20 protein-coding genes are annotated in these 20568 nt (G+C 41.9%); 5 read left to right on the forward strand and 15 right to left on the reverse strand.

From position 1 onward, the window contains the following. Positions 1-112 precede the first annotated feature (112 nt). Positions 113-640: a pyruvate kinase gene (locus HP548_RS23715; protein ID WP_175383072.1), complete on the forward strand. Its 528-nt coding sequence runs from the start codon at positions 113-115 to the stop codon at positions 638-640. A gap of 1274 nt (positions 641-1914) precedes the next feature. Here the strand turns inward: HP548_RS23715 and HP548_RS23720 are convergent. From HP548_RS23720 to HP548_RS23735, 4 genes are all read right to left on the reverse strand, one after another. Continuing rightward, positions 1915-2760, reverse strand: coding sequence for a hypothetical protein (locus tag HP548_RS23720; RefSeq protein ID WP_175383073.1), 846 nt, complete (start codon positions 2758-2760; stop codon positions 1915-1917). Between the two features lie 606 nt (positions 2761-3366). Next, entirely contained in the window at positions 3367-3582 is a 216-nt protein-coding gene (locus tag HP548_RS23725; protein ID WP_175383074.1) for a YgiT-type zinc finger protein, read from the reverse strand. Positions 3583-3632: 50 nt separating this feature from the next. After that, positions 3633-4259, reverse strand: a complete 627-nt coding sequence (locus HP548_RS23730) for a hypothetical protein (RefSeq protein WP_175383075.1) — start codon at positions 4257-4259, stop codon at positions 3633-3635. 819 nt (positions 4260-5078) lie between these two features. Next, positions 5079-5558, reverse strand: coding sequence for a hypothetical protein (locus tag HP548_RS23735; RefSeq protein ID WP_175383076.1), 480 nt, complete (start codon positions 5556-5558; stop codon positions 5079-5081). Positions 5559-5724: 166 nt separating this feature from the next. On the opposite strand from HP548_RS23735, the gene HP548_RS23740 reads away from it, so the two are divergent. The 4 genes from HP548_RS23740 (at position 5725) to HP548_RS23755 (ending at position 8132) form a co-directional block, all read left to right on the forward strand. Next, positions 5725-5952 (forward strand): helix-turn-helix domain-containing protein, encoded by a 228-nt coding sequence (locus HP548_RS23740; RefSeq protein WP_175383077.1) that lies wholly within the window; start codon positions 5725-5727, stop codon positions 5950-5952. Further along, positions 5949-6188 carry a hypothetical protein gene (locus HP548_RS23745; RefSeq protein ID WP_175383078.1) on the forward strand — a complete coding sequence of 80 codons (240 nt, stop codon included), beginning with the start codon at positions 5949-5951 and terminating at the stop codon, positions 6186-6188. Before HP548_RS23740 ends, HP548_RS23745 begins: the two co-directional genes overlap by 4 nt. 125 nt (positions 6189-6313) lie before the next feature. After that, positions 6314-7030 (forward strand): hypothetical protein, encoded by a 717-nt coding sequence (locus HP548_RS23750; protein ID WP_175383079.1) that lies wholly within the window; start codon positions 6314-6316, stop codon positions 7028-7030. Positions 7031-7529: 499 nt separating this feature from the next. Continuing rightward, positions 7530-8132: a hypothetical protein gene (locus HP548_RS23755; RefSeq protein ID WP_175383080.1), complete on the forward strand. Its 603-nt coding sequence runs from the start codon at positions 7530-7532 to the stop codon at positions 8130-8132. 296 nt (positions 8133-8428) lie between these two features. Here the strand turns inward: HP548_RS23755 and HP548_RS23760 are convergent, their stop codons facing one another. From HP548_RS23760 to xseA, 11 genes are all read right to left on the reverse strand, one after another. Then, positions 8429-9409 (reverse strand): tyrosine-type recombinase/integrase, encoded by a 981-nt coding sequence (locus HP548_RS23760; protein WP_175383081.1) that lies wholly within the window; start codon positions 9407-9409, stop codon positions 8429-8431. 160 nt (positions 9410-9569) lie between these two features. Continuing rightward, positions 9570-10385, reverse strand: a complete 816-nt coding sequence (spo0A, locus tag HP548_RS23765; protein WP_076291888.1) for a sporulation transcription factor Spo0A — start codon at positions 10383-10385, stop codon at positions 9570-9572. A gap of 192 nt (positions 10386-10577) precedes the next feature. Next, the gene (spoIVB, locus tag HP548_RS23770; RefSeq protein ID WP_076291887.1) at positions 10578-11909 is read right to left on the reverse strand and encodes a SpoIVB peptidase; all 1332 of its coding nucleotides are present in this window, start codon (positions 11907-11909) and stop codon (positions 10578-10580) included. Between the two features lie 120 nt (positions 11910-12029). Then, positions 12030-13748 (reverse strand): DNA repair protein RecN, encoded by a 1719-nt coding sequence (gene recN / locus HP548_RS23775; protein WP_076291886.1) that lies wholly within the window; start codon positions 13746-13748, stop codon positions 12030-12032. Between the two features lie 57 nt (positions 13749-13805). Beyond that, positions 13806-14255: a transcriptional regulator AhrC/ArgR gene (ahrC, locus tag HP548_RS23780; RefSeq protein WP_063565708.1), complete on the reverse strand. Its 450-nt coding sequence runs from the start codon at positions 14253-14255 to the stop codon at positions 13806-13808. Between the two features lie 124 nt (positions 14256-14379). After that, positions 14380-14865 (reverse strand): hypothetical protein, encoded by a 486-nt coding sequence (locus HP548_RS23785; protein ID WP_076291885.1) that lies wholly within the window; start codon positions 14863-14865, stop codon positions 14380-14382. An 84-nt stretch (positions 14866-14949) separates the two neighbouring features. After that, positions 14950-15795: a TlyA family RNA methyltransferase gene (locus tag HP548_RS23790; protein ID WP_091001512.1), complete on the reverse strand. Its 846-nt coding sequence runs from the start codon at positions 15793-15795 to the stop codon at positions 14950-14952. A gap of 69 nt (positions 15796-15864) precedes the next feature. Further along, positions 15865-17772, reverse strand: coding sequence for a 1-deoxy-D-xylulose-5-phosphate synthase (gene dxs, locus HP548_RS23795; protein WP_076291883.1), 1908 nt, complete (start codon positions 17770-17772; stop codon positions 15865-15867). Between the two features lie 281 nt (positions 17773-18053). Further along, positions 18054-18959, reverse strand: coding sequence for a polyprenyl synthetase family protein (locus HP548_RS23800; protein ID WP_076291882.1), 906 nt, complete (start codon positions 18957-18959; stop codon positions 18054-18056). After that, a complete protein-coding gene (gene xseB, locus HP548_RS23805) occupies positions 18952-19209 on the reverse strand; it encodes an exodeoxyribonuclease VII small subunit (RefSeq protein WP_063565703.1) in 258 nt (85 codons plus the stop codon). The genes HP548_RS23800 and xseB overlap by 8 nt, the downstream gene beginning before the upstream one ends. After that, positions 19199-20563: an exodeoxyribonuclease VII large subunit gene (gene xseA, locus HP548_RS23810; protein WP_175383082.1), complete on the reverse strand. Its 1365-nt coding sequence runs from the start codon at positions 20561-20563 to the stop codon at positions 19199-19201. The genes xseB and xseA overlap by 11 nt, the downstream gene beginning before the upstream one ends. Between the last annotated feature and the right edge of the window lie 5 nt (positions 20564-20568).

The raw sequence follows: 20568 nt of genomic DNA on the forward strand, positions 1-20568 counted from the left end.
AGTTTTTTCATATGATATTATAAAAATACATATACCATCTCCAGAGCTAAACCTTTAAGTTTACTTGAATTTTTAACTTGACCAAATTATCCGATGAAAAGAGGAAACAAGATTGGAAATTGATATACGAAAGTTATACGAAAAATACCTCACTCTTGATATCCCTAGTCCTTTTTCGTTAGAGCAGATTCATGATCGCCTAATCAAAAAATACTACGCGGAACAGGTCGATCTCAGTCTATTTTCTGATTTAAGCAACGATCCTGATGCTGAGTTTGATCAAGCTATTGCTGCTTATGTTTTCAAAGACCAACGTGGAATTGTTGAGCTGCTAAAACTGAACAACGAAGAAGAAATTTACGAACCATTAGAATTTGCTTGGATCATCAACTCTACAATACGAGGATTTTCTCATATGCTATGTGTTGAGATAGGCGTGTTACAACTAGAAATACCCAAAGAGGAAATGGTTCTGGGAAACTTATTATTTGAAGAATACTTGGTAGCTCTCTATTTAACTGGTCACATTCAATTTGAAGATGATCTGTTAATTGACAAAGTGATAGCACGTTATAAAGAAGGTTATCGTCTCCGTTATTTTGGTAACCAGAACGGTGATGATACTTATCTGTACAATTAAACTATAACCATTCCCTGATGCTCTTTCTTATTGAAAGAGCTATTTTATTAGTAAGCATGATTATCTCGACAAATCAGCCCGTCGCGGTGGAAGTGTCACTTGTAAAAAATACCATATTAAATGTCATTTTGATCTAAACCCACCCCTCCCCCCCCCTTGCCAAAAGTGTTACCTAATATGGCTTAGGTAACGTTTTTCAGCCTAAATTGATGTAAAAATCAAAGAAATATAAGCAAAGCACCTCTTATGCTGAATATTTGTATAAATATTCATCCAATATATACAATTTGCTTGTATTTGTCCCGCTCATTCGATACCAATCAGTCAGTTCGTATCCTGATCATCTCATTACCAGACACATGCTGATAGGCATTCCAGTACACTCTTATGCGCTCAACACGATTTATCAGCTCTCTACTCTATTGAAACGTAACCTCGCTTCATGCCTCATCCGAGTCATCCTACAGAAGTTTGCGATGCATGTCTCTCCCCACAATGCAAAAAAGAGCCTACATTAGGCTCTTTCAGGTACACCTACATAACAGCAGTATCACTGTCTAGCTAGACTCAGTACCTCATTATCAATATCGTTTATACGCCGCACCATTCTTGGCACATCATTTTTTATCATTCTAATGTCAGCCTCCATCTTCTCTAGCCGTTCTTGAATTTATACTCCCTGCTTGTTTGCAGGATCAAGAATTCCAGTTAGTTCAATGAGCTGGTTATCTAGTGTATCCAAGCGCCTGTCCATGTCTCCTTGCATCCCTTTCATCATGTTTACAAATTTACGTAATTCGTTTTTGTGTTCTGTGTTCTGTGTTCTCTTTCGCAGTTTACCCCTCTCGCTTTCATTTTATATCAAAACAATGTGCTTCTATCGCAGATCACTATAGTAGTTTTACATCGCAAAAGGCTTATCTTGAATTTCCCTAGCGTCAAACATGCGTAGACGCACCATCGCAGATCGACACACACGCAGCTAAATGAGCTTATCATTGCAGCAAGAGCCACACCAGAGGTTACAGGATAGCACACGAATGAAGGCGCTAACTGTCAGTTATGTTTTTCATTTTTTTAATAGCATTCATTACTAAGCTTGAATTGCTATCCACGATAAAAGTATTGACTTCTTATAGCGTTCTTTGGGTAATAAGCCATCGTAGATGTAACAGACCTAGCACCGTAGGACAGATTTAGAAGCCCGCAATGCAACGATCCTCCCCCCTGCTTTTTACTACTTCCACGATCTCTATCTTCGCAAGAGTAATAACTCAATGAACAACTAGCATTTGTTCGTCATTCTCTTGAATGAAGGGAATGACATCCTCTGTTTCCTTTTCCCCCTCGCTATAGCCTCCTACTTCTGTCTCGTCACTCTCATCTTCCAAAAGATAATCGTTCATTTTCCATCTTCTTATATTTTTATCAATTGACTCCTTATGTGCACGCAAGAACTCATCTTGAAATCTTACTGAAGAACATAATTTGTGTTCGAATTTATAGCCACCCTTACCATTCGGACTTTTATGTGTATATAGTAGGTATTCTGCATTAAGCTTCTTGATATACTTGTGAATTGTATCTTTGCTGTATCCTAGAGTTGTTGCCATTTTCTCAATTCGCATAAACGATTTTCTCTCTATACCATTTGAAAGCTTCGTCATAAGGCAATATAGAGGAATATAGCGTTCTTTCAGTCCCTTCGCCTTGTATAACTCAAGCATGTCTAAATCAATAGATATAAAAAAGTTTTCGCCATCAACTGGTATATCTTTTTTCTCCGTTTTGTCCCAATTAGTGTGAGGAACGTCAGTAGCAGTTATAATCATCATTTGATGAATATTTACATTACCATCCTCATCATGAAGCCTATCCCATCTCGATGGTTTTTCCATCTTTATTACCTTATTGGTTTTAAGTACTTTAAGTAATTCGATGAGTTTCTTAGCAGTGTAACCAGTTTCCTTTCTTAGAGTGTCAATACTCACTTGGAATGTGAAAACTTGGTTTTCATTAACTCTGTGAAGCCTATGCTTCGTGAGTGCTATATACACATATAGACCCTCATGACCAATCTTCAAGAATTTTCTTTTATCATTTGTATGGTCAAACCACACTGACTTAATCTTGACACTTCCATAAATTCTCTCCATATAATAGACCTTTCGTTTTAAGTTATTCAGCCCCGCAGGGTACCCCGTAGGGGGAAAAGCGAAGCGCTTTAACGGCTTTAGCCGCTTAATTGGTGGATGAACTCCACCAAGAGATATTAAACATTTATTAAAGATTACTTATTAATAATGTTTAATATATCCTTGTATTGAACCACTTGGGCAAACCAGAAGACATCAACCTAAATAAAAATGCGGTTGCTTGGCATCCCCAAATTGAGCTCATCAAGGTGAAACTCCAATGGAAAACAAGAGATTTTTCGAAAGAAAACTAGGCTAAGTGTATCCTAAAATGGGAACACATTGACATCATCCCTACATTCATCACATCCTAGTTTGATGGAGAGTTGGCATAGATACAGCCTTCCAAATCTAAATACCAAGCCATTTGTCATCTCGATATTTAACTAAACCCAACATCCACAGTGGTTTTCCACAAAAAAACCAGGTTGTTTTGTCACAATTTTCAAACATCAACCCATAGACCATGCAGTAACTGTAGCTAACTACATGATCATAGGAGTCAACTAGAGTTAATTGTTACCTGACACACTATCTCATGTTGCTTTTTTCTGTATAGGCTTTATACGCCGCTTCTGATGCAGCGTGACTTTCTCTTGTGAATGTATGTTCACCACAATTCTGGCATTCATATGCTGGAATCTTATCAGATATCAGCGTTCCATCCTTGTCACGATAGAACCAGTTAACTTTCAATAGGTTGTGAGCGCCACACTGAAAACATTTAATAGGCACAAAATTCTCCATATGGGACCCTCCGCATTTGATTTATCGTACTTCTCCATCTAAATTGAATATCATAACTCCAAATACTCTCTTTTCGAGGCATCGAGATATAGCTCCCACTTCGCCTTCATCTCAAGTTTCCTCTCATCCACTAACTTTTTGAATTGATCTCCAATAGGGGAATTATGAATAGAAAAATACATTTCCATATAGTGATAATATTCAAGCTCAGCTTTTTGCCAAGCGACACTCGCCTCAAATCCTTTAGCATAATACGCTGAATACCTATCACTTAACCCCTCACCATCGAGATTGTTAGCGAACAGAAGAACGTTCCTAGTCCCTACATATCTACCTTTAATAGGACTGACCTGTTTCTTTAAGATTGCGACATACTGAGTTTGAAAACGAGTCTCTTCTTGTACAATTTCAATAACCTCATTGATGATCAAACTTCCCTCCGTGAATATATACTTGTCCAGTTTAAAAACATCTTTGTTCATTGCTTGCAATTTGGAATCATGGATGATTTTTATATCCACATAAGACAAGTCATCATCAGGTTCCCTTTCAGGATAAATAGAGAATACAAAAGAATAATTCTGCAAATCTCGGTAACCATGCCACGGAAATACATCAAGTTTTACGATGATATTCTTCGCATATGCACTAAAACTAGCTTGTTGAAAGTATAACAATTTACAATTTCCCCTTCTAAAAAGGTATTGACAATACTTTTTTCTTCTCGTATACTAAGCTTATCAAACATATCATAATCCTTTCTATAAGATACGAGTAGATTATACTATCTATTAGTTCTTGTAAAGGGATATTTTTGCTTTTGTTATTTTTGTTCGGATAACAACGGTTTCCCAACCTACTATTATAGCACCTATTCGTTAGCTTACATATAGAAATATCTACCTTCCGTTCGCTTAGAAAGCTAGATAAACTAGTATAAAATTAAGGGTTTCTTGAGGTTTTTATAGCCTCTGGATACCCTTGATTTTTTGCCCCAAAACCGCCCCGATGGGTCGTCCAAAACTTGATCCAATGCCCCTAGAATGGGATACACTGGTCGAAGTTGAATTTGCCTTTATGCGGCAAGGGATTGAGGTCAATTTTGAGAAATATGGATCGTGATATTTTGATCCAAAACGGCTCTGTGGCGGTCTTCGTCGCGTGATATTTTGCCCCGAAACCCCGATGTAATAATTCTTTTAAATCTTTAATAAATCTTTTAAATATCATGTCAAAGGTTTTTGCCATATCAGAACGGCTAAAGCCTTGAGGCGCTTACGCTTATTGGGCTTCGCCCCCTTTCCCCTGTCGGGGAAGGTACAAGTGTATCCCCATTATTCTTCACCAGCTTCGTTGTAAGCCTATTTACAATCCAAATGGTGAAATTGCACCCACACAGCATTTAAAGAGCGCACAGCTTATGTGAATGCGTCTCAAGCACCTCTCAACATGAAGGACACCTCTCAACTGTCTAACTAGCATGATGCAGAGCATTGTTACGCTGCATACGAGAGCAAGCCGTGAGCATTATCTACTTGCTTGTTCAGTGTAAGCTTAAAGATATCCTCATTCGAATACCCCAATCTCTCAATTCTTTCCACTGTTTCATAATACAATGGCTCCATGAAGAGCTTTTCCAACGCACTCTTTCTGCCCCTGACACACATTCCTTCAAACTCTGACAAAGTAAGCTTAGCATGCAAGCGTTCCATTTTCTGTTGCTTGAAGTCGCTGATAAAGGATACAAGTTCATCCAGGTCACCATTCCAATAGCCGTTCCACTCTACTAGGTCATCTTCTGACTCTAAAAGAAATTCAATCTTGTCAATCCAAATGTTAGAGAAGTCGTTCCACGTCAGAAAGTCAATCCATGATTGTTTCGAATTGCCAAGGTTAGCGAGTATCAAATGGTACGGTACCTTTTGTAGGGCTTCTTTACGTGCTTTGTTGTATGAATTAGTTGTTACAGATGTCATTGTCTTGGTCTCCTTGAGTATTAATATTTTTCTGTAAATCAATAAATAGACGATTATAGTTTTTTTCACTGGTTAATGATATGATTCATACGATCCAACGTATAACCAAATATTATACGCCGGATCGTATAATGTCAACTACTTAAACTTAGGGAGCGATGGCTATATGATAAAACTCCGCTTAAAACTTGATGAGTTACTAAAAGAGCACAACATAACCCAGAGCCAACTCTCAAAAGACATTGAAGTCAGGCAAGCAACACTGTCTGAGATGTCTAGGAATATTCGTTCAGAAATTAACATCCCTATCATTGAAAAGATAGCTAATCATTTTGATATCAAAGACATACACCAACTTATTGAACTTATAGAAGTGGAGGAAGAATATAAATGATCTCAGACAAAAGACTTACAGAACTTGGAGTGGTTAAAGATGAAACGGGAGTTTTCCTTCCCAAAGATTTCTGTTTAGTGTCTCTTCTCAATTGGTATCAAACGCAGGATAGTACCGTGACTGATAATCAACACCAAGCTATTACAAACTTCCTATTCCACCTTGAGCTTGACTTAGGGATTTGCGATGGAACAAATGAGAAGTATTTAAAACAGAGGATTGTTGAAAAAGATTGATCATTATGACTGTTTTGTACAACTTTTGATTGAATATAATAATATAATTGGATATTATTTGTATATATTGATAAAGGAGGGATAATAGTCTGAAAAAAAGATTGTCACTTCTGCTCATATCAGTCATGGCAATATCAGTTTACGTCTATTCTTTAGCAAGCGCATCTGAGACACAAATAGTACCAGTGGACTCAGGTAAAGTTGAAAGTGGTTACGTTTATCTGAATGGAGTTCCTATAAAGGAAAACGAAGTTATTGAAGTGAATGAAGCAAACCAAGATGAAATCATCGCCAAGTATGGCATTGAAAAGCCGTCAGAAGGCGCTCAGTTAAAAACGATTCGTGTAGTCAATAATGATCCTCGCGGAGCAAGAGAATTCTTACAAGAGAATAATGACACAGTTAACCCTCAGAATATTTGGGGTTTTAAACTCACTAAAGGTACACCTCAATTTATCGATGGTTGGACGGAAATTGCGAGAGGAAAACACTTCTGCACAAAACCGAAAGGTCAAAGTTGCAACAGAGTAGAAATTTCAGTGTCCGCAAACGAAAGTGTTGCTGTTGAGGTACAGTCATCTCTCAGTGTTGGCGTTAAAGAGTTTGTTGCCGCAGAGTTTGGTCGCTCACTTAATGAAACAGGTGGTGTATCCACATCAGTTATGGTTCCTATGGATATTCCAGGGCAAAAAACTGGAATTGTGATTGGGTATCCAATCTATAAATCAACGTTTTGTCAAGTGTATCAAAAAGGGATTTTTAGCGATACTTATTTAGGTGGAGCATCCATGTTAGAGCCAAGTAAATCATCTATCGTTACAATGGATTGGATTCAAGGATAAACCAATTAGATAAAAACAAAAAGCAAAAAGGACTCCTCATTCCGTGTGTGGAGTCCTCTCTTTGTTATACTTTATTCAGAATCCGTGACCCCTCACCATTTCCTTTTTGTCTCATTCTGTCATTATCACACTACTTCCTGCCGTCAAAAAGATCTATCTTCAACACTTGCGAAATTCTATGCAAATCAAAGATTCTTACTTTTGTTTATCTTTAACTTCCCTGCGTAGTAATTTCCCACACCTCTTCGTTATCAGAAAGGAACGTATCCTTTAGCGGTGAGTGCCCGTCATTAAATCAGATACGAGAACAGCTTTGCAATTAAATCAACGGTTAACCTCACTGCCTTCACTCGTAACTAATGTTACCATTGCGCCGTAGATTAGTTTGCCTTATCCATAACCCAGTATAGTTTGTTCATTGCTGTTTATTCCCTTTAGTATTGAAACCAATAGAAAATTATTAACGTATTCATATCTATACATAGTATGGGGGGATACGATGGAATCACGTATGCTTTGGGTGTTTCAGAATAGAAAGTTCATTTGGGGAATTTTATCTTTACTGTTTTTGGTCGCCTCCACATTAACTTTTTTTAGTACTGCCTCTTCTGAGAAAATCACTCAAGATGAGCGAATTGCTGCATTAAACGAATATTATAACAATTGTCAATATAATTATTGTCAGGACAAGTCAATGAGAGAACTGGTCAAACTTCATGCACAAGCACAAGAATATGTGTTGTATTTCCTCAAACTCGCTATAGTTGATCCAAGGCTTTCTACATCAGAGAGCATCTTGGCAAGTTCAGTTGAGCATGAAATTGAAAAAAACATCAAAAAGTATACTCTTCTTGGCAATGATGAAGAAGCAAAAAAGATTGTTGCAGGGACAAACTCTACAATGAATTTAACACTTCTATATGATGGAGAGGTCTTGAAATTCGACCCAATGAAAATTGATACATTCATGTATACACTTGATCAAGAAATCGCTTCTTACAACAGCGCTACCAGTCAGTTAACAACAAAAGGAAAGGGAAAGACTACATTAGTTGTAGTTGACGGTCTATATAGAAAAGAGTTTGAAATAGCAGTGAAATAATTACTCCATTAAAACACAAAATGCCGTTATCAATATTGTAAGAGCAATGATAACGGCATTTTGTGTTTTAATTCATAATGATGTAAACTTTCCAAAATTCTGGTGTGTGAAAATGTTGTTCTACTGGTCAGAATTTACCCGCAATCTCAGCCTTTCCAATATAGTTTAACGCCTCAAAAATATCCCAACCAACTCATGGTCTCCATTCAGGCTAAGACCTCGTACAACCAATTTGACACTGCCTCACATCGAATTTACGAATTGGCTTTCATCCAAAGCAGTACATACATCGAAAATCATTTCAGTTCATCCATAAACGTAAGTGGACTATGCTTTTGGTATTTACGTGCGATCTCTTCATCCGAAAAATCCAGATAAGCTTTTTGTGTAACTTCTACAGATGAATGTCCAAGAATTCGGCAAAGACTAAACCAATCTCCTCCGTTTAAGATATAGTACTTTGCAAAGTTGTTTCTGAGTTGATGAGGATGAATATGAATGTTTACTCTCTCACCAGCTACTCGTAATGCACGTTCAAAATTTCTGACATCAAGTTGAGTTCCTTTTGTTGTTGGAAACAGGAAAGGACTGCTCGAATATCGATCTTTGTAACGCAGCCACTGTTTAAGTTCGTTTGAAGACTTATAGGAAAAATACACGAAACGCTCTTGCTTGTTTTTAGTATTGATGACATGAATGCTTTTATGTTGAAAATCCACTTGTTCTGGCAATATACTTAGGCATTCTCCAATTCGCATCCCCGTATCCAACAATAAACGGGATATCACGTGGTTTCTGTATCCATGGAATGTACTTGTCTCGAACTGACCAAACACTCGTTTTAACTCATCTGGTGTCAGAGTTTTCTTCATTTTGCGTTCCACTTTTGGATTTTCCAATTTCTCGACTGGATTTTTAGGAATCTCCCTCTCAACTTCATAAAGGTAATTGAAGAACACTTTAATGTTACGTACATAGTTAGCAATCGTTGTTGTTGATATCTCTTTCTTAAAATCTTTACGATTTTCAGGACGATTGATGAGCTTGGATTCCTCCTTGTTCACCACTGTGTATTTGCCTCTCTCCCTCAAATATTTCACGTATTGACGAATGTGCCCTGACTGTACCTTCTTTACCTCTTCAATTTGAAATTCTCTGTTTAAATAAGCAACAAATAACTTGAGCGTTTGCTCGTAGCTTGACAAGGTCTTACGAGAAAGATTTTTGGATGAACAGTACAGCATAAAGTTATCTAACTGAAATTCGATATCATTCATAAAAATACCGCCCTTCATTGGATTTTTCCAAACCCAATAAATGACGGTATTAGTTGGTTTATATCATAGAAGTTTATCGGTTCCAAATCGAATGATCCAGATATTTACCGCCAAAATTGTTCAGACGGTAAATATGCCAAAACCCGCACCACGCCTACTTTCAGGATACCTTATGCTCAATTCTCAGCTTGTCAGCAACCATCGCGATAAACTCAGAGTTCGTCGGTTTCGACTTGCTGATATTAATTGTATAGCCAAACAGGTGGCTGATGCTGTCGATGTTGCCACGTGTCCAAGCCACTTCAATGGCATGACGGATGGCACGTTCGACGCGAGACGGCGTTGTTTTGAACTTTTCGGCAATCGCTGGATACAGGGTTTTCGTGATAGCACCCAAAATTTCGATATTGTTATACACCATAGTAATGGCTTCGCGTAAATACTGATATCCTTTAATATGCGCAGGAACGCCGATTTCATGTATGATGGACGTAATGCTTGCATCCAAATTTTTGTGTTTACCCATTGGCACCACGTTGGACTTGTTCATAAACATCGATGACCCGCCACCACCACCTGTAGAGATCGTGGTTTGCGTGCCAACCAGTTGACGTACACGATTCGCGAGTACTTCCATGTCAAAGGGTTTCAGGATGTAATAAGAAGCTCCGAGTTGCACGGCACGCTGCGTGATATTCTCTTGTCCGAAAGCCGTAAGCATAATGACTTTGGGCTGTGGAGACAGATTCAGGTTGCGCAGACGCTCCAGTACACCCAGTCCATCCAGGTGAGGCATAATAATATCCAGAATGAGTACATCCGGTACATCGCGAGTCTGCTCCAGCAACTGCAGCACTTCTTCTCCATTGTAAGCAATTCCGGTTACTTCCATATCTTCCTGTTCGGATATATATTCGGCAAGCAAATTCGTAAATTCACGATTATCATCGGCCAGCAATACCTCAATTTTTTGCAAAACGGTATCCTCCTTTAATTTAAACATCGTTTCGTACATTTCCTTACAGGTTAAATTTTCGACATAGGAGAGGAAATTCCTTCTGTCGAAAATTATTTTTCTTTATTTTTTTTTCTCATTGCTATATAATAAATAATTTATTCCATTATCCGATATTATATGTTTGCATTCGACAAAAAAACCTTAAGGAGGTTAACCCGCCTTAAGGTTTTTTGCATGTTCCTTTTTCATCATGACTCCTGCATCTTGTAACATCCACTCAATGAAGCAGCCATAACCTGATTTCGGATCATTGACGAACACATGCGTCACAGCTCCAATCAGTTTTCCGTTTTGAACAATGGGGCTGCCACTCATGCCTTGTACAATGCCCCCGGTCTTATCCAGCAGCTTCGGATCTGTGATACGAAGCACCAGACCTTTGGTCGCCGGTTCGGATTGGTCTGCTACGTGAACAATATCAATTGAGAAACGCTCAACCTGCTGACCTTCAACAACTGTGAGAATTTCTGCCGGACCTTCTTTTACTTCATGAGAGAAAGCAACAGGAATCCCTTTTGAATACAAACTATGTTCAGGATTTCCGGACATTTTACCAAAGATACCAAAAGCCGTATTACGTTCAATATTGCCCAAAATTTTGCTTTCTTTCAGGAAATGAGCTCGTTTTTCACCCGGATCACCGGATTCACTCTTAGAGATTGACGTTACATTGGACTGAACAATCTGACCACTACCGACAACGATGGAGGTCTGCGTGTTCATATCCGTAATGACATGTCCCAGAGCGCCATATACGCCTTGATCCGGAGCGTAGAAGGTTAATGTTCCTACACCTGCGGCGGAGTCACGAATGTACAACCCAAGCCTCCAGGCTTTGTCTTCAGCGTCATAAGCAGGTGTCAAACGGGTTTTAACCGTTTCTTTACCGCGTTTTAAAACGACATCAATTCCTTTTTTGCTCTTGCCAGCAAGCTCAACTGCTTCAGCTACACCCGATACACCATCAAGGCGTTTACCGTCCATATGGGTAATCAGATCTCCAAGCTTAATGCCTGCTGATTCTCCAGGGGATACACGTTCATCTTGTCCAGAACGAACCAGATGGTGCCCTACAACGAGAATGCCTGCGGATTTTACTTTGACGCCAATGGTTTGTCCCCCGGGTACTACACGCAAATCCGGAATCACGTTTACGTTAACCGTTTTTACCGGAATTTTGCCCCACAGCTTCAACGTTAATTTGGCACGTCCCGTTTGTTGGGGATGAAGATGCAAAGGTTGTTGCTTCGTTACGTGAACCGCAGTTTCCTTTCCATCAAAACCGACGATGTCAGGACGATCCACGACAGCGCTTGAAGCAGCCGGTACAGCGAGATGAACGTCTGCCTGCCTGCCTGCAAATACCTGGAGTTCATCAGGCAATGAAGCATAACTTTGCACAGGCTGAATGGCCTGGCTAATCACACATAGAAAGAAGGCAAATAAAAGACCTAGCAATTTCTTCCTGAGGGGGGAATTCAATGGCTGTCACACTCCCTTTGCTTCTTTCGCTTGACGAAAGGTGGTCGCCAATTGCGTACCTATAAGATAACCTCGCCCCCAGGCTTTTATTACTGTCAATCATTACGCCAGCCGCTCGTTTCACCCTTTTTTGGCTTCCGCCAAATTCAGCATTTCCTGTGCATGATGCAGCGTTTTTTCTGTAATTTCCACACCGCCCAGCATACGTGCCAATTCCTTCACTCTGCCTTCGTCTGACAGCGATTCCACTTGTGTCATCGTGCGTCCGTCGTACACATGCTTTTCGATGAGATACTGATGATCGGCCATACAAGCGACCTGTGGCAAGTGAGTAATAGAGAAAACTTGGCAAGTAGAAGACAGACGGTATAATTTTTCCGCAATGGATTGTGCTGCTCTTCCGCTCACACCTGTATCCACCTCATCAAAGATTAAAACTGGAATCCGGTCATGGCGTGCGAAAATACTCTTCATCGCGAGCATCATTCGGGACAACTCACCACCGGAAGCAATCTTGCCGAGCGGACGTAAAGGCTCACCTGGATTCGGAGAAATCAAGAATTCCGCATTATCTGCACCTTGACGCGTGAGACGAATACGACGCCCATTCCACTCAATCCCTTTTGCATCTTCAAAAGGCGTAATCTGAACTCGTAACGTCGTTCTCTCCATCTGCAGATCCTTCAGCTCACTCTCCACCTGCGCTGCAAGTTCCTCGGCACATTGTTTACGAACACGGCTAAGTTCCTCGGCAGACTCCATGACTAATTTGAGCAATTTGTCACGTTCATTACGAAGCTTCTCCAGACGTTCATCCTTGTTCTCCAGCTGATCGGTTTCATGGCTAATCTGTTCATAATAATTCAAAATAAGTTCCACACTGTCGCCGTATTTCCGTCTGAGGCCAGAAATCAGATTCAGTCGCTGTTCCACTTCTTCCAATCTACCCGGGTTAAATTCAATTTTCTCCCGATAATCACGCAACTGAAACGTCGCGTCTTCCAACTGATAAAATGCAGACTGCAGCTGTTCAACTATAGGCTGTAGCCCTTTGCTGTCATATCCCGATATATCTTCAATCCGTGACAATGCAATACTTACAGCTTCTAACCCACGTTGACCGCTAAGCAGATCATATGCGCCAGCAACACTGTCCATCATTTTCTCACTATGGGATAGTTTGACCCGTTCTTCTCCGAGTAATTCATCCTCGCCCTGTGTTAGAGAAGCAGCTGCAATCTCTTCAAGTTGAAACCGGTACATGTCCAGCAATTGATACGCACGTTGACTTGACTCCTGAAGTGCACGTAGTTCTTTTTCCGCAGTAATAAACTTACTGTAGCGTTCCTGATATTCCGTTTTGACTGGACCGATGATTGCTGCCCCGTATGTATCCAGAAGCCCCAGATGGCTTTCTGCGCGCAACAAACTTTGATGTTCATGCTGTCCGTGAATATTAATTAATTTTTCTCCGACTTCACGGAGCATCGTCAAATTGACCAATTGGCCATTAATACGAGATGTACTTTTACCTTGAGTATTCAGTTCACGGCGAATCACTAGATGCTCCTCCGGCTCACAATGGATGCCAAGCTTCTCCAGCGTTTCCCATACCGGATGGCTTGGCTCCATTTCAAACAGAGCCTCCATCTCGGCCTTCTCACATCCATAGCGGATCAGATCGGCAGAGCTTCGTCCACCAGCAATTAGACCCAAGGCATCAATAATGATTGACTTACCCGCTCCCGTTTCACCAGACAAGACATGGAATCCCGGGTGGAAAACAACATCAACTTCTTCTACAACAGCCAGATTACGAATCGATAATGTAACTAACATCTGCAAAAACACCTCCGGATGACTCACTCAGAAATTATGTTTTTGAACCATTATATTCTAAGAAATATAACCCATAATCCGCTCGATTACGGTCACGCTGTTACTTTCCGTCCGGCAGATGATGAGTATGGTATCATCTCCACAGATGGTTCCCATCACTTCCGTCCACTCAATATTATCGAGCAAGGCAGCAATGGAATTAGCTGTGCCAGGCAAACATTTCATCACGACCAGATTGTTTGTATGATCGATGTGTAAGAAGTTGTCCACGAGGGCACGTTTCAGTTTCTGAATCGGATTATATCGTTGGTCTGTAGGCAGTGAATATTTATATCGTCCATCATCCATGGGGATCTTGATTAAAAGAAGCTCCTTAATATCCCGTGATACAGTGGCTTGAGTCACCTGAAATCCGGATTTACGCAATGCTTCAACCAGATCATCCTGGGTTTCAATTTCGTTTTGACTAATGATTTCACGTATCTTAATGTGTCGTTGTCCTTTCATACATGCCTCCAGTTAAAATAGTTCAATGTATTACATAAAACGGCTAATTCTTATTTCCTTAAAGTTTGTCATCCTGCAATTCGTCATTCGTTATATAAACAACTCTCAGGTTTCTTAAATACCCTTAGTCCAGATCATCTCCATCGTACACGTCTTCCTGATAATCCATGAGCCTGATTACCTTGATATTCGATTCCTCCATGTCCACATACAGCAACCCTTCACAACCGGGATATAACAATAAATAATACAGAAAGCGATCTCGCAGGGAGGGTCCAGTAAGTTCAAGAGGTTGCCTGCGACGGGACGTCTTCACCAGATATCTCTCATCATCCCGCTCTGCTACATAATCAATGAAAAGCCTGCTGTAATAAACGGATTCATCCGCTTCAAAGGCTAAAGGGATTTTCATTTTACCTCCGATGACTTCATATCCTTCCGCTTCAAGCAGATCCACTGCCGGTGAATCCTGAATTTCTAAATTCAGTTGCATACCCGACAAGCTTACTGGAATCGGACGATTAACCCAATTCCGAAAGCCAAAGAACAGCCATAAAATCAAGCAGACAGCAAGTACACCAATAACAATTGTGTCATATTGCCCATCCATCATCGCTCACCTCGAAGACATATTCGAGATTCGACAACCGATTTCCTTTTAGAATGTCACCTTTCCAGCGAAAAGAAACTCATCTTATGATGAGTTTCCTGTAAATGTATGGGCAGCTTCCATTGCAACTTGATCTGCAAGTGCATCAAGTGAAGCCTGAACGTTCTCTTGTTGTGTTGCCTCTGGTTCTTCCAGACGCCAGTGCGCGAGAAATTCAATATTTCCTTCTCCGCCTGTGATCGGCGAGAATGTTAAACCTTTTAGCTTTAATCCAAGCTCATTGGCGAAACGAAGCATCGTCTGCAAAACGTCCTTGTGAACCTTAGTATCACGAACGACGCCGGACTTGCCGACTTTCTCACGGCCTGCTTCGAACTGAGGTTTAATTAACGCCACAATGTCTGCCGGTTGCTTTAGAAGTGCCAGCAGCGGCGGCAAAATAATTCTAAGCGAAATAAAGGATACATCGATACTGGCAAAATTCGGCACAGGTCCATGTAGATCTTCGGGAGTCACATAACGGAAATTGGTTCTTTCCATTACAGTAACCCGTTCATCGTTACGCAGTGACCAATCCAGCTGGTTATAACCTACATCAATGGCATATACATGAGAGGCACCATGTTGTAAGGCACAATCGGTAAATCCACCTGTGGATGAACCGATATCGAGCATCACAAGTCCATTCATATCGAGATCGAAGTGACGGATCGCTTTTTCAAGCTTTAATCCGCCTCTACCGACATAGGGATGTACTGAACCCTTTACTTTAAGTTCGGCTTCCCGTGGAATCTTCATGCCCGCTTTTTCAATCCGCTCATTGTTTGCATATACCAGTCCAGCCATGATTGCAGCTTTTGCCTTCTCACGACTTTCGTAATATCCTTGCTCAACCAGCAGAACATCAATTCGTTCTTTCGGGAGTGACATGTCTTTCTCCTATCATGTAGTAATCCTGATTAATCAATAATGTGCTCCAGTTCCTCTGATTGTTCCATTCTATGAAGGGAACCGAGTTCTGGACATACCATATGAAGATTGGGCTGCCATGCTACGCAGCTCTGAGCTCACATTCTCAACCGTGAGTCCCACTTCAGCTCTTTGATCCTCAATACTGCCATGTTCAATGAATCGATCCGGAATGCCCATCAGTTGCACATGAACATCATGTAGCCCTTGTTCTGCATAAAACTCCAGAACTGCACTGCCCATACTGCCTGCTTGTGATGCTTCTTCAAGCACAATTAACTTCGTGCCTCGAACTGCCAGATCACGCAGCATCTGCTCATCAAGCGGCTTAAGGAAGCGGGCGTTAATTACGCCAACCGTAATGCCTTCTCTTTTAACCGTCTCTGCAGCTTCTTCAGCAAGCTGTACCATTGATCCCGAAGCGACGATAGCATAACCTTCAGATGGACGAAGCTGTTCCCATGTACCGATTGGAATCGGAATGAGTTCATCATCAAGAGGCACGCCTACAACATTGTTTCGTGGATAACGATAAGCAATTGGACCTTCATTATATTCAAGCGCCGTCTTCATCATATGGCGCAGTTCATTCTCATCCTTAGGCATCATCAGAACGATATTCGGAATATGACGCATAAACGCCACATCGTACACACCTTGATGCGTTTCACCATCTGGACCGACAAATCCGGCACGGTCAATGGCGAACATGACATTGGCGTTATGACGACAAATATCATGTACAATCTGATCATACGCACGTTGCATAAACGTCGAATAGACGGCAAATACAGGTTTTAAGCCTTCCATTGCCAGTGCTGCACACATGGTTGCTGCATGCTGTTCGGCAATACCCACGTCAATCATGCGATCAGGAAATTCCTTACTGAAAGGAATGAGACCTGAACCTGTTGGCATGGCTGGTGTTACCGCTACAATTCGTTTATCCTGCTTGGCAAGATCAATCAACGTTTTACCAAACACTTCCGTGTACATCGGTTTTCCTACAGCTTTAAGCACTTGACCTGATTCAATTTTGTACGGAGAAATTCCGTGCCATTTGTGTGAATCCGCCTCAGCTGGCTGATAGCCTTTACCTTTGGTTGTCAGCACATGAACCATTACAGGTCCATCCACGTTATCCGCCTGTTTGAACGTTTCAATCAATTTCGGAATGTCGTGTCCATCAATGGGGCCTAAATAGGTAAAGCCCAACTCTTCGAACAAAACTCCTGGAACCATCATGTATTTGACACTATCTTTAATCCAGCTCGCCGATTTGGCCAAACGATCCCCGATGGCAGGAATTTTTTTGAGCATTCCTTCCACGTCATCCTTGGCTTTCAAATAATGGCGATCGGAACGAATTTTGCTCAAGTATTTATGCATAGCCCCGACATTCGGAGCAATGGACATTTCATTATCATTGAGGATAACCATCAGTTTTTTCTGCTCATGACCGATGTGATTGAGAGCTTCAAAGGCCATACCACCTGTAAGCGCTCCATCCCCGATCATCGCGATCACCTGATTGTCTTCACCCTTGAGATCACGGGCAAGCGCCATACCCATCGCAGCAGATAATGATGTACTGCTGTGGCCCGCTTCCCATACATCATGTTCACTCTCGTTACGTTTAACAAATCCGCATAGGCCATTATGCTGACGCAGTGTATCGAAGCGATCCATTCGCCCCGTTAGCACCTTGTGTACGTATGCCTGATGCCCTACATCAAAGATCATTTTGTCCACTGGACTGTTATAACAGTAATGCAGGGCTACCGTGAGCTCAACCACTCCTAAGTTGGGTGCGAGATGGCCCCCTGTAACGGACAGCTTCTCAATCAGAAACTGCCGGATCTCTGCCGACAAAAGAACGAGATCATCCTGAGACATCGACTTTAGATCACTGGGTTGTTTAATTTGTGGAAGCAGCACGAGAATCTCCCCGCTTTCCTAGATTGTTTGATTTGGTGTAATCCATATATACACAGTTTATTAAATGACATTAAAACATTATAACATAAAAGAACAAGAATCATAATTTACGGCAGTATACTCCAGATAACGAGCATTTTCGCCAGCAAGGTTCGTATGATCTTCCTCAATATGTATTTCTATCTCCAGTTGGAACAGACCCTCTTCATGAAACCCAGAAAAAGCACATTAAATTGATTACACGATTCTGGGTGATTTGAAACAGTGACGCTCAACCAAAACTAATGATCTCGACTCATCAGATAATCTGCGATCTCCATCAGTCTGGAAGGGTCTGGTAACTCTGCTCTGCCGAGTGCATCTTTCGCAGATTGCGTCAGGGACTTCACCTCTTGAAGAGAGGCATCCATACCAATAAAATAAGGGTATGTAACCTTTTGCTGATTCACATCACTTTGCGTTTTCTTGCCCATTTTCTGCTCGTCACCCGTCAAATCCAGAATATCATCCTGAATCTGGAAAGCTAGCCCCAGGTCTCTACCAAATACACGCAGCGCCTCCAACTGTCCTTCTGTCGCACCACCAATACGAGCGCCGGCAATGAGGGAAAACACAATTAAATCTCCAGTCTTGTGCAGATGAATGTATTGCAATTGGGCAAGATCTGTCATGCCCTGCTCGCCTTCCATATCAGCCACTTGTCCGCCAACCATACCTCTTGCTCCAGCCAGTTCGGACAACTCCTCCACAATGGACAACAATGCATCTGCAGACACACCGCTGCGACGACCAGACTGAACGATACTATAAAAAGCATGCGTTAACAGTGCATCGCCAGCCAATATTGCTGTCGCTTCACCAAATACTTTGTGGTTCGTTAATTTTCCCCTGCGATAGTCGTCATTATCCATGGCAGGCAAGTCATCGTGGATCAACGAATACGTATGAACCATCTCCACGGCGCAGGCTACCGGCAATGCAGCTGTACGCTGTGCACCGAAGGCTTCCGCCGCAGCAACGACCAGAAGTGGACGAAGGCGTTTGCCCCCGGCCATAAGTGAATACTGCATCGCGTCAACCAGTGACTGAGGTACATCCCAGTGCACAGGAAGAGTCTGCTTCAACTCTCCCGTCACTTCAGCTGTAACTTCCTCAAGATACGTTTCAAACGAAGGACGATTACTCATTGACTTCACCGCTTTCGTCGACGGCAGCGCCGAACGGTTTTTTGCGAAGTTCCCCATCCTCTTCTACGATCATCTCGATCTTACGTTCCACTTGTTCCAGCTTCAAACCACAAAGTTGGGAAAGTTTCATTCCGCGCTGAAACAAATCGATGGCCTGTTCCAGTGGAACATCACCATGCTCAAGCTGACCTACGATGTCTTCCAATGCCGCCATTGCCTCTTCAAAATTCAATTCCGGTTCATTCGCCATGGGTATTGTCGTCCTCCTTCATTCCCCAAACCTGACAGTCCAGCTGTCCGTCTGTTAATTTAATCTTTATCGAATCTCCAGGTTGTACATCCTTCATCGATTTGATCAATCGTTGTTCCTGTTCGTCATAGACAAGGCTGTATCCACGTGACATTACTTTGAGCGGGCTAAGCGCATCCAGATGACGTACAGATGATTTCCACTGCTGCTGCTTCGCTCTCGTAATAGATCGGATTGCAATCTCCAGCTGACGCCGAGCTGATGCATTCTCACGTCTTGCTGCGTTCACCTGTTCACGAGGATTGAACCGTTGTAGCGCTGCACGCAAACGCTCCTGTTTCTCAGTTGTCCATTTCATACGTGTATCTACAGTTCGCAGAAGACGCTGCTGCAGCATATCCAGTCGCTCCGTATGCTGCATTAAGGTACGTCTAGGATGCACAAGCACAGGCGATCGTTGCAATCTGGCCAGTCGCTCCCGATTATGAACAGCACGCTGACGTAAACTGTGCTGTAGCTGACGCTGACGCTGAGCGATCTGATCAAGCAACTCAGCTCGATTGGGTACTGCCAGTTCAGCAGCAGCCGTAGGCGTTGCCGCACGCAAATCAGCAACAAAATCGGCAATTGTAAAATCCGTTTCATGCCCAACGGCTGATATCACTGGAATGGCCGAACCCACAATCGCTCTTGCCACGATCTCCTCATTGAAAGCCCACAGCTCTTCCAGTGATCCGCCGCCTCGTCCGACAATCAGCACATCGGCTTCACCCATTCGGTTCAGGTTGTTGATGGCCTTCACAATGGAAGGAGCTGCACCTTTACCTTGAACGAGTACAGGATACAGAATCACTTGGGCAGAAGGATATCTGCGTTGCAATGTAATCATGATATCCCTTACCGCTGCACCTGTAGGTGAGGTTACCACACCAATCGTCTGTGGAAAACGGGGAATCTGTCTTTTCCGTGATGTAGAGAACAGTCCCTCGTCCTCCAGCTTTTTTTTCAGCTGCTCATAGGCCAAGTACAGACTTCCAATACCGTCCGGTTGCATGTGTGTAGCGTAGAATTGATATTGTCCATCCCGCTCATACACCGAGACATTACCACGAGCAATAACCCTTGCACCCTCCTTCGGTACAAAGGGCAATCGTTGATTATGGGAAGCAAACATAATGGACTTAATTCGGCTGTCCTTGTCCTTCAATGTAAAATACATATGACCGCTGGAGTGATGTGTAAAATTGGAAATCTCTCCGCGCAGCCATACATCCGACAGTACCTGATCTGATTCCAGTTTCATCCGGATGTATCGGTTCAGATCTTTGATGGAGTAGATCTTTTGATCTGCCACAGATT

Origin of the sequence: Paenibacillus taichungensis (genome assembly GCF_013359905.1) — a bacterium.
GTDB lineage: Bacteria > Bacillota > Bacilli > Paenibacillales > Paenibacillaceae > Paenibacillus > Paenibacillus taichungensis.